We start from the raw sequence: 18,585 nt of genomic DNA, 5'->3' as shown, positions 1-18,585 counted from the left end.
TGTTCGTGATGAGGGAGCACGGCCTTTAATAGGAACTGAGTTTACTCAAAACATGGATTTTTGACCTCTTGGTTAATTATAAAGCTTAACTCTGAGATGTGGTTCAATACGTGAGTATTGATTTTTATACCAATATGAAGGTGTGGGTTTTAAATAATATCGCTCGATAATAAATCTAATGATTCATACAGCTAACTAAATTTGGGGGTTTAGTAATTGCTATAGGGGTTTACCCCTATCCTTGTTGTCTTATCCTTATGTCTACTGTCTTTACACTTTTCAACGCGTTATGGTCTGCTTTGCTCAGTAACTCTATATAAAATAAAGAGATATTAGTTTTTGTTTATTAATAGTTACTGCTTTCTATCTGGCGAGAAGTTAAATCTTGTACTAGTTTTCAGGTTTTATCATTTGAATGTATTCAATGGTTTTTTACGTTGAGTTCGATGAAAACAAGCATGAAGTGATTACAACTGAACCCGATAGCTAACTGTTTTAAAAAGAAAAAAACGAATGAAAGGAAAGGCATGATCCGCACATTGTCCAAAGCCATCATCGGTACTTCATTGCTCTTAGGCGCATTGCAAAGCGCGCAAGCAGCAACCCCTGTCATCACAAACTCACCGCCGCAAAGCGCGTTTATAGGGGAGTCATTTTGTTACGACATACCGTTAATTAACTCAGGTACAACAGGGTATGGCCCTTATCTTCGCGTTATTCATGATGCTGACTTAACATTTAACGGTGCGACGTTTATAGGAAGTAACAGCGCTACGGTTAATGTAGGCACGTTTGACACCGTTGCGAACAACAATGAGCTCGAAGATCCTATCATTGCGCAAACCGTTGCGGGCACTGAAGGGTTCAGTTTTTCAACGGTAGATATCCCAGTGGGCTCGGTTGTAACCAATGGCCCTGATCTAACTACAAATGTTTGTTTCACTATAGACAGCAATGCAACGCCAGCGGAAGCGTTTGCTATCGAGGTAACGCCTGTTTATGAATTTGGTGACACAGCAACAGGTGATAACGGCCCAATAGTAGGAACAACGCAAAGTGCGTCGGTTGAGGCAGCCCTCTACCAAGTAACTACGCAAAGCTCTGCTGCGGAAAACGAGCTTGCTGCGGGCCCTAGTTTTTCAGCAACCGTTACACATACGGTAGATGTTGCAAATGGCCCTACGATAGACAGCTTACAGTTCACAGATGTTTTAGACAATGGTGTTCAGTATAGCGCTCAAGCTACGATAACTGGTGGAACTGGGTGCGCTATAGATAGTGAACCTTCTACATCCAGTACTGGTGGCATTTTAGATGTTTCGTGTGCTTCTGCTACGGGAACAAGCAGTGCAAATGATGTGCGCGTGAGCTACCCCATGCATTTTATTAATGTCCTGAATGCGCAGCAGTGCAGTGCGTCAAGTATTGTGCATCCGCTTGACTTTAATGCGAGTTTTAACGGCAATGGGCTTACCCAGGTTTCTAGCAGTGACACGGTTACGGCAAAGCATGTTGCAATACAGCAAGGTGTAAATACAGGGGAGTCAAGTCCTGGCAACACACTTACCGTTACTAACTCAATCCAAATTTCTGATTACGTATCGGTAGACTCTTTAATTCTTAACGACACCATAGCCGATGGCGTCGATTTTTCATCTGATATCACGGTTAACTATGGTGGAAGTACGTTTAACATAACGAGGCCTGCTTCAAGTACTGATGCCAGTCAAAATGAGGCCATCACTTACAACGTTACTAACGCAACAGGCACGCTTCCGGGGGGAAGCGTTTTGACGGTTTCTTACACCGTAGATATTCAGCAAAATTACGTTGGTGGTTACACAGGGGTTGATAGTAATGCCCCTGTCGTTGCTAACGATTCACTATCGTTTTCTCAAAGTGCACAATATAACGTAGCAAGTGGTGCGTCGAGCTGCTTGGAAGGCTCAAGTGCTTCGGTCTCTATTGAAGGTATTCGTACCTCTAAATTTCTTGTTGACGGTAACGGCGATACAACCACACAACTATTACAGTACGCACCGGGTGAAAGCGTTACCTATCGTTTGCGCATGGATATTCCTTCTGGCGATACTAACGACATTGTATTTGTAGATTTTCTTCCTTTGCCCGTTTTCTTAATCCCAGAAACGACTGTCGATACAAATTCAAATATTGCGAGCAACACCAGCTTTTCTTATACCGCTGAAAATACGGTAACAACCCTCACACCTACAATCACGGTATCATCTGCTGAAAACAGCGTAACGTTAGACTGGGGCAGTATCTCAACAACCCAAGCTGAAGTACTAGAAGTTGATTTTACCGTTGAGGTAACCGATAAGCCCTATGCTGATGGGTTGGAATTGGCGAACTTATTCCAAGGTACTTCGACCAATACGCCTGATGCAATCACTGCCGATCTTAAGTCAGCTAAAATTCTTGTTCGTGCTCCAGAATTGACCGTTTCACTTGCTACTTCTGCAGGAAATGTAGATGCCGGAGATACGATTCAGTACACCTTAACAGTAACTAACGAAGGTGGTGCTACATCATTTGACACCACCGCCAGTGTTCCTATCGTTTCTGGCGTGGCTTCGCAGAGCCTTGTATCTGCAACAGTCGATGGGAATGGTGTAGCCTTGGGCAGCGGCTCACTAGCAGATGGTACTTACAGCATACAGAACCTCGCCGCAGGTGAAGTTTACGTGCTTACTTTCACTCAAGATATTGCACAAACTGCAGAGCCTAACGATGTCATCACGTCTGAAGCGACGATTGATTGGGCTTCTGCACAGGGGCAGGCTGCGACCTTTGATCCGCAGTCAGATGACGCATTTGTCACCGTTTCAGATATTGCTATTGCTTCAACAATAGTAAGCCCCACGGGGAATGTTGTGGTAGGTGATACCGTACAGTATCGGGTAGACGTGACTTTGCCAGAGGGCACAACGAATGACTTAACGGTAGATATGACGCTCCCTGCTGGCTTTGAATACAGCAATACGTTAACGGTAAATTCAACAGGTTTTGACGGAACCGTAAGTGCCAGCCCAACCGTGACATCGTCTGGCACTGTCGCTAGTGGGCAAACGGTTAGAGCTGTGTTTAACGGCAGTACAACCACTAATAATGATAACGATCCAAGCGATAATACATTTTCAATTACGCTTGAAGCCTTGGTGCAAGACGTCACACAAAATGCCGCTACAACGTCAACGCAAAGCAAGCAGTTACAGGTAAATGCGGGAACCAACAATACCACCAACAATGCGTCAGCTACGTCAACTAATCAGTTTTCAGAGCATGTATTAAGCGCAACAACAAGCGTGGCGCCAAGCTCTGGCGTAGAAGCAGGCGATACGGTAACCGTAACTATAGATGTTGAAAATACAGGTACAGCTACCGCTTATGATGTTGAAGTGGTCAGCAATGTTAATACTGATATTTTCACAAATGTAAACGCAGGAACAACCCCAACTGGTTTTACGTATGCACTTCAAACTTCACCAGACAGAGTAACCTATTCAGGTACGGAGCTTGCCGCTGGTGATAGCGTGCAGTTCACTTATACTGCTGAAGTAAAAGCAGGTGCACAGACTGGTTCCTCTTTTGATATTACCGCGCAAGCTACAGGTGATAGCCAAACAGGCGATCAAGCCGTTGAGCGTGACTCTCAGTCCAGTAGCACAGGTACCACGGCCACAAGAGCAATTTCAGCTGACAATATTACGTTGATAGCTTCTTCAGAAACTTTTACGAGTGATTCAGGTACTCGTGAATCGGCTATAGGGGAAGTGCTTACCTACGCGTTTACAACTGTCGTACCAGAGGGACAGACGCTAGAAACTGCTAATCAGGACATTATCGAAGTTATTCTGCCTGCTGGAATGGCCTATCAAGCGGGCACTGCCTTAATTCGCGGAACATTTGATACGGGCTTTACGACGTCAAATGGTGTGTCAATTACTGCGTCAGATACAACTATTACCCCGGTTGTCAGTGGTCAGTCTGTTATCTTCGACTTGGGTGACATAACAAATAATGACAATGATGCAGGTGATGAAAGTATCACAGTTACACTTAGTGTGCTTACCTTAAACACCAGTAACAATAACCGTACAAACAATAAAACGGTAACAGGTGAAGTAAACTACTTTAATCAAAGCAGCACAAATCAAAGTAACAATGCGACGCAGAATATTCGTATTGCCGAGCCAAACCTAACTGCTACAAAAACAGCTTCGCCATCAACTGTAGATGGTGGAAGCGAAGTAACATTCACCGTTACGTTAACAAATACGTCGGGAATTGCCGTATCGCGTGCGCATGACTGGTACATCAGTGACAACGTGCCCGCGCGGTTTAACAGTGTGGCATTAGATAGTGCAATATATTATCCAGAGGGAGGGGCAGGCATTGATGTAGCAGCCTGTGCAAGCATCAGTGTCAACGAGCTAACGGTTGAGTCTGATAGCTGCGCAGTTAGCGACATTGATTACCTAGCAGCGGGTGAAAGCGTCACCGTTGTGTACACTGCTCAGGTCAATTTTGATATCGCATTTGAAGAAACCGTCACCAATACCGTCGCAACCTCAGCAACGTCTTTGCCTGGTGCATTTGGTACTAATAATGCTACGCCAGGCGCAGCCGGTTCAGATACCGGTGAGCGTACTGGTAGCGGTGCTAATAACGACTCAGGTCAAAACGTTAACGATATCGCTGATTCTGCTATGGCATCAGTTACCGCCAATGCGCCCACGCTTACGTTAACGACTACTGCAGCCGGTGCTGCAATCGGAACTGTGGTTGATTTAACCGCAAGTTTCTCTATTCCAACTGGTACAACAGACAACTTTGTTTATACGTTAGATCTTCCTTCAGGCTTAACGTATACCGGCGACGCCATCACCATTACGACACCAGTGTCAGATTTCACCAGCACAAATACACCTAATACCACTCCTGGTGAAGGAACCGATCCGGTCGTGTTGGATTTTGGTACCATCACCAACAGCGCTTCAACGTCTCAACAAGTCACTATTGCAGTACCTGTTGAAGTTGCCAATATCTTAAGTAACCAAGGTGGAATAACGCTAACTAGTACCGGTTCACTTAGCTACCAAGACGTGAGCTCGCCAGCACCTTCTGCGAACGTTGACGTGGATGTTATCGAGCCGAATTTATCTATTACGCAAACCATCATTGCAGGTGCGACATCAAGTGATAGCGGTGATACGGTAACGTATCGCACAGTGGTAACCAACACGGGGAATACAGCAACCGCGTACGCCGTTACCTTTGAAGATGTGATGCCTGCAGAATTACTTGGAGGGCCAGACGGCAGCGGTTCTGGTGTTACCTTCTCTGCAATAACCCTGACCAACCCAAGTGATGAAGCTGTATTAACAGGCACGAACACAGCACTGACCGCAAGTGATGTTAGTGAGACTACTACGACCAACACTGGCGATACGCTGTCGGTTGCAGCATTCGACCTACCAGCACTTGCAAGCGTTACCGTCGAATACAGCGTTGTAATGGCCAACGAAGCAAGCGCTGGTGAAACGCTAACTAATTCAGTTGAAGCGACCTATAACAGTCAGTTGGACGGCAGTGGGCTAAACGGACGTAGTGGCGCAGATGGCACAGACGACGATGATGACACTGCGTTAAATAACTACCGTGAAACAGCTAGTAGTAATGTGACGGTAGATAACACACTGGCTATTCAATCTGCACTTAATGCTACACATAGCGATAATGATTTCGCAGTGGGTGAGTCGGTTTCTATTGATGCGCGTATCGATTTAGTGGAAGGCACAATTAACGGTGTTTCTATTGTAAATACGCTGCCAGCGGACATTCGCTTTGACAGTATTAGTATTAATAGTCCAGCGCAAATCAGCTATGACGGCGCTGCGACCGCTTCGGTGTCTGGCAATGATGTCACGGTTGATTTTGGCACTGTGAGTAATACCGCTGATGGCAATAGCGCAAATGATTACATAACGGTTACCTTTACCGGTGTAGTAGAAAACGAAGTAGGCAACGCGCAAGGTACAACACTTACAAACAGCGCGAATGCATCAGGCGGCGGCGAAAGCGCAGGTCCATCTACTCTTGAGATCGATATCGTTGAGCCAAATCTAGACTCAACAATGACGCTCGATAAAACCTCGGTATCGTTGGAGGATACCTTTACCCTAACTATCGACCTAGGCCACACCTCTAGTTTTGCTGACGCGTTTGAAACTTCGTTTAACATTTCGGTGCCTGATGGTCTTACTTACGTGGCAGATAGCTTCATGGGGCAAGGTACGATAGATGATACGACGCCTACGCTACTTGTTGTAGATATGGGCAGTATCACGCTGGTCGAAGGCAGTAAGCAAGTGACAACGCAGTTCACTGTAGATAGCGACGCTGATGTGGGTAATGCGCTTTCAATTGGTTTGACTAATGGTGCGTATAGCTCAATGAGCGGTGACACAGCTGACGAACGTGATTATAGCTTTGCTGATTCTATTAACGTGACAGGTGATATCGCCGCATTCATCGGTGCAACCCAGTCAGTTACTCTATCTGACGATATCAATGGCAATGGATTTATTGATGCCGGTGATACGGTACTCGTTACCTCAACGCTCACCAATGAAAGCGATAGTGCCACAGCCACTGATGTTGTATTTACTCACGGGATTCCTGTAAATACAAACTATGTAGCAGGGTCCGCGACAACGACGAAAGGCACCCTTGATGATATTGCCAGCATCACAGTAAATGTTGGCGATATGGCATTTGGTGAATCTGAAACCATTACATTCGAGTTGCTTGTTGATGCCAATGTGGCTAACAACACGTTAGTCTCGCTACAAGGTAGCGTAGATTCATCTGACACAGTAGCAGAGCCAACTGACGCCGATGGTAATGATGTAAATGGCGACCAAGCAAACACTTTCAGAGTGGGCACACCAGCAAACACAGCAGATTTAGATATTACTCAACTGGTACGTCTATCAACCGATGCTGATACCAATGATGTAATTAGCCCTAACGATACGCTAACTATTACGTACTTACTTGAAAATACAGGTAGTCAGGCGCTATCAAATATTGCCCTAAGTGACGCTATTCCCACAGGTCTTACTTACGTTGCTAATTCGGCGCAGGTAAGCGGTGGGCATACGGTTAGTGTAATTGGTAGTTCATTGAGCGCAGACTTTATCACGCTAGCAGCTGGTGCCAGCGAAACAGTTTCTCTTGATGTCACCATCGACTCACCGCTGGTTGATTTTAACGGCAATGCCGCAAACGAGAGTTTCTCGCTACAAGGTGAAGCAACCAGTGATGAAACCGACACTATCTATGCCGACAATAACCGTGCAGATAGTGATGGCTTCCAGCCACTTACCTTCAGTGCATCAACGGGCGCAGGCACGCCAGAACTAGAGATTATTCAATACTATGAACTTGTTAACGATGTAGACGGTGATGGGGTTGTTGATCCAGGTGACAGCGTACGCATTTACACCGTGGCAACCAATCAAGGTTCAGCGATTGCAGAAAACGTTTCGTTTACTCAGCCGGTTAATGCAGGCTTAAGCGTAGTAGCTAATACAGCTGTTACTAGCCAAGGTGTTGTAGTAAGCGAAACGCCATTTGACGTAAACGTGGGCGGAATTGCCCCAAGTGAAACGGTAACCGCTTCTGTGGTGCTAACGCTAGATGCTAATGCAGCTGACAACACCGTATTTTCAGTTCAAGCGTTGTTTAGCGGTGACAACCTCGGTGCCAACCAGTTAAGCGACAACGACAGTAACGCTTCTGATGGCGAGAATGCTCTGCTTATTCCGGTTACTTCACAAGCGCAAACCGTATCTGCGCCAACCTTTGCCCTTACCGATACCAGTGATGGTGGTACATCTGGTAACAACTTTGTCCAGGGCGAAACACTAACCCTTACACAAACTGTTACTGTACCTAAGGGGACAACAGACGATTTAAGCTTAAGCGTTACCTTACCTGCTAATGTTTCATTGCTCGCAGGGGCGGGGGAACTTGCTCGTACCTTTAATACTGGCCTTTCTTCAGGTGTCAATCCAGCAAGTATTAACAGTGCTGCTAGCGGCACAGCGGTTAACGTGAACGGCAATATTAGTGTGTCTAACAATACGCTAACGCTTGATTTAGGCAGTATTGTAAATAGCGATAATGATGGTGACACTGAAACCTATGTGTTTAGCGTTGAGCTAGACACCAGCGCTCTAGTGCCCAGTGCGGCTACCCAAGATTTAACTATTTCTTCTGCGCTTAGCTACGTTGATGGCGCAGCTCAGCCTCAGTCATTAAATGCTAACGACGTGACGGTAACCTTACTTAACCGTATACCATCAGCGAATGATGATAGTTTCACTGTAGATGAAGATACAACCAGCAATACGTTAGCGGCCCGTAGCAATGATAGCGATGCAGACAGCGGTCAAAGTATCATCATTACCTCTGTAGCTACGCCAAGTAACGGCGGTACGGTAACTACAGATGGCGCGAACTTGATTTATACGCCGGCAGCTGATTTCTTCGGCACCGAAACCGTGCAATACACCCTTACCGATAGCGCAGGCGGTAGCGACACCGCCACAGCAACATTTACGGTAAGCAATGTTCAAGATGCGCCTGTAGCACAGGCCGACTCAGCCAATACCACTGAAGACACACAAGTGGTAGTAAATGTCTTGGCAAATGATTCCGATGTGGATGGCGATTCACTGTCTATCACAGCAGCTAATTCTAGCAACGGTGCGGTTTCGTTTGCGGGAAGCAACATCACCTTCACGCCTGCACAAGACTTTAACGGTCCAGCACTTGTGACCTATACCATTTCTGATGGAAATGGGAACAGTGATAGCGCGAATCTAACGGTAGACGTGCAAGCAGATAACGATGCACCGGTTGCCACAAACGACAGTGCGAATACTAACGAAGATAATGACGTAATTATTGATGTGTTAGCTAACGACAGTGACGTAGATGGCGATGCCCTAAGTGTTACTGCGGTGTCGGCAAGCGCTGGTGCGGCCTCCGTAAATTCAAATGGCGATGTTCTTTATACGCCACCGGCCGATTTCAATGGCCCTGTTACACTTAATTACACGGTTTCTGATGGAAATGGCGGAACCGATTCAGCTTCTGTATCGGTAACGGTTAATGCAGTAAATGACGCGCCAATAGCTAACCCTGATTCAGGGACGGTGAACGAAGACAGCAGCGTAATTATTGATGTTTTGACTAACGATACTGACGTAGATGGCGATGCGTTGTCGATCACCAATGCAACATCGCCAAATGGTTCAGTAACCTTTAGCGGAAACAATATTACCTTTACACCTACGGCCGACTTTAATGGCGCAACAACCGTAACTTATACCATTAGTGACGGTGCAGGTGGTACGGCATCAGGTACGGTGACTATTAATGTTACTAACGTCAACGATGCACCAGTGGCAAGCGACGACACGGCCAGCACGAACGAAGACACAGCGGTAGTTATTAATGTATTGGCTAACGACACCGACATTGATAACGATGCATTAAGCGTATCAAGTGTATCGGCAACCAATGGTAGTGCAGTAGTTAATGGCGATGGCAATGTGGTGTTTACGCCTGCGGCAGATTACAACGGCAGTGCCACAGTAGCCTATACGGTAACAGACGGTAACGGCGGCAGTGACAATGCGTCGGTGTCTGTAGCTATTGCAGCGGTTAACGACAACCCAATCGCTAATCCAGATACCGCAAGTGTCAATGAAGACGAGTCGGTTAGCATTAATGTACTTGCTAATGATACCGATGTTGACGGCGACAGCTTAAGTGTGGCGAGCGCCTCTGTGACAACAGGTAGTGTGCAGGTTGTAGGTAACCAGGTGAACTACACGCCAGACGCTGACTTCAACGGCAGCGCCACTATTACTTACACCATCGAAGATGGTGCTGGCGGCAGCGCTAATTCAACGGTGGCAGTGACGGTTGTAAACGTTAACGATGCCCCCGTTGCGAATAATGATACAGCTAGCGTTGATGAAGACAGCAGCGTTGTGGTTAACGTTATTGCTAACGATACAGATGTAGACAACGATACCCTTGAGTTAACTGCTGTTAATGCTAGTACTGGTACGGCGACCATTAATAGCGATGGTAATCTTTTGTATACGCCGGATGCCGACTATAACGGTGCTGCAACAGTGACGTATACCGTTTCTGATGGAAACAGCGGCTCTGATTCAGCAACAGTGTCAATTACGGTAAACCCAGTAAATGACAATCCGGTGGCTGTGGCAGATACGGCGAGTGTACAGGAAGACGAAACGGTAATTATTAATGCGCTTTCAAACGACAGTGATATTGACGGAGACACGTTGCAGCTGTCGGCTGCAAGCAGTAGCCAAGGCACTGCAACCATTACCGGCGATAATACGCTTAGCTTTACGCCAAGTGCCGACTTCAACGGTACAGCCACGATAACTTACAGTGTATCTGATGGCGCTGGTGGTAGCGCATCATCCACAGTCACCGTTACGGTTGCGCCTGTTAACGACGCTCCAGTAGCTAATGATGACGCCGGAAGAGTTACCGAAGACTCAAGCACTACGCTTGCTGTATTAGACAATGACACAGATGTTGACAATGATGAATTGAGCGTAACATCTGCTAGCGCATCTGAGGGGACTATTACAGTTAATGCAAATAACAGTGTGACCTATACACCACCTGCTGATTTTGATGGGGCGGCAACGGCCACCTACACTATTTCAGATGGAAATGGCGGTACCGCCACTGCAAGCATTAGCTTTACGGTAGAAGGGGTGAACGATGCTCCTATCGCTTTGGATGACACCGCTGTTGTTGATGAGGACGCTTCAGTAACGGTAGCTGTTCTCGCCAATGACTCTGATATAGATGAAGATGTGCTTTCAGTCTCAGCCGCCTCGTCAGCGCAGGGTAGCGCAGTGATCACGGCAGATAGCCAGGTTACTTTCTCGCCTAATGCTGATTTTAATGGAGAAGCGACAGTGTCATACACGGTAAGCGATGGCAATGGTGCCACTGATACAGCAACGATTACTGTTACCGTTAACCCGGTTAATGATACACCGGTAACGGTGGATGATACGGCCACAGTCGAGGAAGATGGCTCTGTTGCTGTCGACGTACTCGCGAATGACTCTGACATTGATGAAGACGTACTGACTATTTCAGACGTAACCGTTGACGAAGGTTCAGTAGCTATTCAAGGTGGCCAAGTAAGCTACACACCAGATGAGAACTTCAATGGTACAGCAACCATTACCTACACGGTTTCTGATGGCAATGGAGCAACAGCTACAGGTACGCTTGTTGTAACGGTTACCGCTGTTAACGATGCACCTACACTTGCTGATTTCACTGCTGCAACGAACCAAAATGAAGCGTTAACCATCGATGTTATCGCCAATGTTGAAGATGTAGATACAGATGATACGCATACTATCGTCAGCGCCACATCTTCAGACGGCACGGTTGAAATCGTTGACGGCAAACTGGTTTATACGCCGTCTGAGGATTATTCCGGCGAAGTAACCATCGACGTTTGTATTCAAGATGCTGAGGGCGAAGAGGCTTGTGCGCGTATTACCGTTACAGTGGTGTATACAAACATAGGTCCAGTAGTTGAAGATTTTGAATTCACTATTCAAGAAGGAGATAGCCTTCCGATAACGCTAATGGGCACCGACGCAGACGAAGACGTTTTAACGTTTGAATTGGTAACGTTGCCAACAGGTGAAGTGTTAGGTTCAGCCCCTTCTTTGCTGTACGTTACCCCAGAAAATTACAACGGTACGGTACTGTTCAGCTATAAAGCGAACGACGGTCAAGAAGATTCGAACACCGCCAATATCACAGTGAATGTGGTGGCCGTGAACGATGCGCCTGTGGCGGTTGCGGATACGGCTGCTACATTAGACGACACAGCTGTAGAAATTGACGTACTAAGCAACGACCTTGACGTTGAAGGCGATGCATTATCAATACTTGGCGCAACAGCGGATAGCGGCAGTGTCGAAGTTGAAAATGGGATACTTGTCTATACGCCTGCGCTTGGAACGCAAGGCGATGTTCAAATTACTTATACTATTACCGATGCAAGTGGCGCAACATCGCAAGCAAGTGTAATAGTTACTGTTAGTGCCTCTGAGCAAACTGCTCAAACCTTCCCAGTTGTCGAAGCACCAGCGGATATTGAACTTGATGCCACAGGATATCTAACAGAAATTGCACTTGGTAATGCAACAGCTGTAGATGCAGGTGGTAACCCAATACCAGTAACCTTATTGAACGGTCAAACCCGCTTTACGCCAGGGCTACATACCGTTTACTGGCAGGCAACTGACGATGAAGGCAATACGACAACGGTTAGTCAAACTATCCGCGTAAACCCTCAAGTGTCTTTAAGCGATGACGGTGTTGTCACCGAAGGTGGCGCAGCAAGCTTTGATGTACTGCTAAGCGGTAATGCACCTAGTTACCCAGTAACAGTGAGCTACACGGTTTCAGGTACTGCAGATACTAGCGATCACGACCTTATCTCTGGCACTGTCACCATTGAAGGTGGCACACAGGCCACAGTTAAATTCAATATTATCCCTGACACGGTTATCGATGACGGCGAAACGGTAATCGTAACGCTAAATGAAAATGTAAATGCCGGAGAAAAAGCGTCGCAGACTACCACAATTGCAGAAACGCCTGTGGCCCCAGTTGTAGCGCTGTCAGCTGAGCAAGGTAATACGACAACGTTAACTGTTGGCCAAAATGATGGTTTAGTCGACGTACTAGCGGCTATCAGTCACACCAATCCAGCCGCTGATTTTATCTACGACTGGAGTAATTCAGCACCTGAACTTACTAATGTTTCAAATGATGATGGCGTATTTACATTCGACCCTGCTTCAGTAGCGCCAGGTGTTTATGCGGTTACGCTACTTGTGGCAGACAGTGATAACCCAGCGCTTGTAAGTTCACGCACAATTTATATTGAGGTGGTAGAAACGTTACCTGAGCTTACTGGTGCAGACACTGACGGTGACGGTCTGCCAGATAATATCGAAGGCACAGGTGATGCCGACTTAGACGGTGTTCCTAACTACTTAGATAGCATTGCGCTTTGTTCTTTAGCGCCAGAAATTGCAGGTGAAAGCGCGCAATATCTTGTTGAAACAAACGCTGGTGCATGTGTAAGCGCGGGTGAATACACTCGTGGCACTTCAAATGCTGGCGTATTGCTACTTGCTGATGATAGCGCAGTAACAAGTCGCATTCCGACAGATACGGAAGCTAACAATGTTGGTGGGTTGTTTAACTTCGACGTGGTGAATAATCAGTCTAATCAAGCACAGTTTGATGTGGTTATTCCGCAGCGCAATGCCGTACCAGAAGACGCATTTATGCGTAGCTGGACTGCTGAGCTAGGTTGGTTCGACGTTATTGCAGACGGCGACGCAGTGATTTACTCAGCACCAGGCGCACCAGGTTTCTGCCCTGTCGTTAATAGTAGCGAATGGCAAGAAGGTCTGGTTGCAGGTAGCTGGTGTGTGAAGCTGACGCTCATTGATGGCGGAAGTTACGATGCTGACGGTACAACCAATGGAGCGGTTAGCTTTGTTGGTGGAGTAGGAACATTTGTTAATGGCAATACACTTCCTGACGTTCAAGACGATCAGCTGGCTATTAAGCTTAACGAAGCGGTAGAGGTTGACGTACTGGCTAATGACACAGATGCAGATGGCGATGCACTTACGCTTACCTCAGTATCGGCTGATTTTGGAACGGCGACTATTGTTGATGGATTAGTGTCATACACGCCACCGGAAGGTTTCGTAGGCACAGTAACGGTTACCTATACCGTGTCAGACGGTATGGGCGGCACGGTAACGGGTACCTTGGTGCTAACCGTTGCTGAGAACAATATCCCTGTTGCAAATGATGACAGCTTTACGTCTCAAGAGGACGAGGCGGTAACCTTGGATGTGCTGTCGAACGATACTGATGAAGACGGCGATACGTTAACCATTAGCGAAGTAATAGCCTCAACCGGCAATGTAATTTTACTGCCAAGCGGTGAGTTAAGCTATCAAGCACCTGCTAACTTTAACGGTGTGGTCACTATCGACTACACCATTTCAGATGGTCATGGTGGAACTGATACAGCGCAGGTAACCCTAACTATCGCTGCGGTGAACGATGCCCCTGTTGCAGTTGATGACACTGCGAGTGTTACCGAAGATGGCAGTGTTACAGTAACCGTACTAACAAACGATAGCGACATCGACGGCGATGTACTAACGGTAACAATGGCAAGTACCGACAACGGCACTGTGGTTATTAATACCGGCACTACGGTTACCTATACGCCTGAGGCCAATGCCAATGGTGAAGCAACATTCACCTACACTATCAGTGATGGCTTCGGGGGGACTGACACCGCGACGGTAACGATGGTCATTGTTGCCATTAATGACGCGCCAGTAGCAAATAACGACCAAGCTAATGTAAGTGAAGACAGCAGTGTAATTATTAATGCACTTGCCAATGACGCTGACATTGACGGCGATACGTTGATCATCACGGATGCAACGGCTAATTCGGGCACGGTAACCATCGGCAGTGAAGGCAACATTGTTTACACACCGCTACCTAACTTTGTTGGAACGGCGATCATCACCTACACCATTTCAGATGGGAATGGCGGTGAAGCGACTGCGCAAATTACGGTGACGGTTGAAAATGTAAATGATGCTCCGACTCTTGAAGGTGCGGAAGTATCTACTAACCAAGACACGCCGCTCAGCATCAATGTGTTAAATGACGCCACTGATATCGACGGCGATACGTTAACTATTGCTAGCGCCGAAGCCACAAACGGCACCCTAGAAATCGTCAATGGCGTTGTGACATTTACACCTGCAGATGGTTTCCACGGTACTGCTACCATTACGGTATGCGTAGCTGACCCGTCGGGCGCGCAAGCGTGTGCGACCTACACGGTAACGGTAATCGACACTAACGATGCCCCTGTTGTGTTGAACCTAACCTTTACGATGGAAGAAGATGCGACTCTGCCCATTCAGCTTCAGGGTAGTGACGCAGACGGCGATGCGCTAACCTACCAGCTGGTAACATCACCGGACGGTGAGCTTGTTGGTCGTTTACCTAATGTGTTGTACGCGCCGGACGCGGACTTTAGCGGCACAACTACATTTACCTTTACAGCAAATGACGGTGAAGAAACTTCTAATGTAGGCACGGTGACCATCAACGTAAATCCAGTGAACGACGCGCCGGTTGCCCGCGATGATGCAATCAGCTTGGGGAACTACAATCCTGCAGAAATTGATGTACTAGCCAACGATTCTGATGCAGACGGGGATACGCTTCGTATTATTGGTGCGCGCGTTGAGTTAGGTGATGTTTCTTGGTCAGACGATTCGCTTACCTATACACCACTTGAAGGCTTCGTAGGTGAAATCGTTATCGACTACACCATCACCGACCCTCAAGGCGAGGTAGCTCAGGCATCGGTACTGGTAGATGTAATGGCAGATGACTTGGCCGATCGCCCGGTTATTGAAGTGCCAGAAGACGTGTTCGTAGATGCCAATGCGCTATTTACCAAAATTGACCTTGGCGTAGCCTCGGCGGTCGATAAATTTGGTAATCCATTGCCTGTGTCATTGGTTGATGGGCTAATCTTCTATGAGCCGGGTAATAATACGGCTTACTGGCAAGCGACTGACGAAGACGGCTTAACCTCTGTGGCAAGTCAGGCCGTACGCGTACGTCCTCTTGTTTCCATCACTAAAGATCAAGTTGTACTGGAAGGCCACGAAGTAGAATTTGGTATTCACTTAAACGGCACGTCACCGGTTTATCCGCTAGAAATTCCATTTACGGTAAGCGGTACGGCAGACAGCGGCGATCATGACTTAGTCGATGGCATCATTGTGATGGAGTCGGGTAGTGATAAAACGGTGAGCTTCAATGTTTTCCCTGATGCGGATATTGAAGGGACTGAAACCATTATTATCGAGCTTTCAGATGTGTTGAACATAGGTAACAAATACATTCACGAAATAACTATCCGTGAAGATAACGTGAACCCAGATGTTGACCTGTTTACCGAGCAGGACGGCGAGTCAAGAATTCGGGTTATTCCTACAGGCTCTGACGTGTTGGTAACCTCTCGAGTTGACCACCCAGACCCAACCAACGAGTACGAGTTTGTGTGGACATCACTGGATACAGATATTGCTGATAGCGATAACGTGAATGACACCTTTACGTTTGACCCAAGTGGTCTAGAGATTGGTGTGTACCGAATCCGTGCAACGGTCACCGACGCAGATGACACAGCCTTCACAGACTCGGATACTTTGTATATTCAAGTAGTGGATGCACTACCATCGCCTACTGAACTTGATAGTGATGGTGACGGTGTACCGGATGTTGTGGATGGTCTTGCCGATAGCGATAGAGACGGTATTTTAGATTACCTAGATCCAACGCCTGAATGTAATGTGCTTCCGCAAGAAGTGGCGTTTGTTGACGGCTACATGGTAGAAGGCGACCCAGGTGTTTGCTTGCGCTTAGGTAACTTCTCTGTAAGTAGCGAGCTCGGTGGCGCGAAAATCATAGATGGTGATATTGCGGGCGATGATGACATTGTCCCTGACCCAGAAGCGACAAACATTGGCGGCATTTTCGATTTCATCGCCTATGGTCTACCTGAGGCCGGACAAACGCTGAACATTGTTATGCCGCAGCTTAAGCCAATTCCTGCGAATGCGGTCTATCGTAAGTTTACGCCTGAAAACGGTTGGGTAACGTTTACGGAAAACGCAAACAACCGTTTATGGTCAGTTCAAGGTGAGCCGGGCTACTGTCCTCCGCCGGGCGGCGACTACTGGACCGAAGGGCTAACCGAAGGGCACTGGTGTGTGCAGCTCGAAATTCTAGATGGTGGCGTTGATGATGACGACGGTTTGGTGAACGGTACGATTGTTGACCCAGGTGGTGTAAGTGTCATGTTTAATGGCAATACACAACCCGTGGCAAATGACGATGCAGTAACTATCATTGTTGATGAGTCTGTAACTATTGAAGCCTTAAGTAACGATGCAGACCCTGATGGCGATGACTTGCGTATTACCTCTGCTACAACCACGTTCGGCACAGCTGTGATAGCGGGGGATACCATCGAATACACGCCTCCACTTGGCTTTATTGGCGAAGTGATTGTTAATTATGGTATCAGTGATGGAAACGGAGGTTCAGACCTGGGTGTAATTACGGTAACCATTATTGGTAACAATCCTCCACAGGCTGTAGACGATACTGTAACGATAGACGTTGACCAATCTGTAACCGTTAACGTGCTTGCCAACGACTTCGACGAAGATGGCGATAGTATTCGTGTTGTAAGTGCCCAGGCATCAATCGGTAGCGTATCTGTTAACCCTGACGATACATTGACCTTTACGCCGCCTGCTGCATTTACGGGCAATGCTGTAGTCACCTATATTATTGAAGATACACAGGGCGGAACGAGCGAGGGTAGACTAACCATTACTGTTCAACCCGTGACCGTTAGAATTGAAAACTCTGGCGGAGGCGGTGGTAGCATGAACGCTATGCTGCTGATGTTACTGGTATTTGTTATGACACTGCGCCGCTTATTAGCGGCGCAAAGAAAGGGAGTAAAAGCGTGAGCGTAGCTAAGATGAATAGAACTTTTAGGTATGGGATTGTTAGCGCTGTTGCAATGGGAGCAATGTTTTCATTTCCAGCCATGGCTCAGCAATCTAATAAAGAAAGGGATGCTTCCCCTTTTTTAGCTAGCAAAACTCAATGCTTATCTGAAGAGGATGCCTCAAAACTTTCTAAAGAATATGAAAAGTGCACGGCTAAACAGTTTTTCATAAGCGGGAGTTGGGGGAGCGCATCAGGAGATTTCAAGGAAAGGGATGTACAACAAGAAGCCGCAGAGCTAGGCTTTGATGTCTTCGACATAGATATTGATGACACCCGCAGTGCGTGGAAAGCGGTAGTAGGTACCAATATTACCGAAAACAGCTTTATTCAAGTCGGTTATACCGATTTAGGTGATGTATCGGCAGCATTTTCAACCACGACCAACGAGCCATCTCGCTTTTTCAGCGAGACATCGCGTATTCGCCCAACATCAGTAGATGGCTATACATTAAGTGTAGCCTATCAGTTTTTACGTCATGAGGACTGGTTTTTACATGCGCATGTGGGCTTATATTTTTGGCAAGGTAATTACGATTCGTTAGATGTGTTTGAGGATACAGCCCTACTTCAAGACGTTGATGATGAAGGCACGGATTTGTTCTATGGCATTGGCGCTAACTGGCGTATCCACGATGATTGGGTTGCAACGATTGAGTATGAACGTTACGACATAGATGATAATGCTACTGACCTCGCGTCCGTTGGCATTAGCTATTTGTTTTAATATTTGCGGTCTAAGGCCTA

General features: G+C 46.9%; 2 protein-coding genes. Both read left to right on the top strand.

The annotated features are described in order from the left end of the window. The first annotated feature begins 527 nt into the window (after positions 1 to 527). Positions 528 to 17,798 (top strand): tandem-95 repeat protein, encoded by a 17,271-nt coding sequence (locus tag ACFI6J_RS04790; protein ID WP_462585751.1) that lies wholly within the window; start codon positions 528 to 530, stop codon positions 17,796 to 17,798. Beyond that, positions 17,795 to 18,565 carry an outer membrane beta-barrel protein gene (locus ACFI6J_RS04785; RefSeq protein WP_156086989.1) on the top strand — a complete coding sequence of 257 codons (771 nt, stop codon included), beginning with the start codon at positions 17,795 to 17,797 and terminating at the stop codon, positions 18,563 to 18,565. Before ACFI6J_RS04790 ends, ACFI6J_RS04785 begins: the two co-directional genes overlap by 4 nt. Positions 18,566 to 18,585 lie beyond the last annotated feature (20 nt).

This window comes from Alteromonas sp. G4i13 (genome assembly GCF_054960505.1).
The sequence above is the reverse complement of the archived record's forward strand: the minus strand, read 5'-3'. Positions and strand labels throughout refer to the sequence as shown.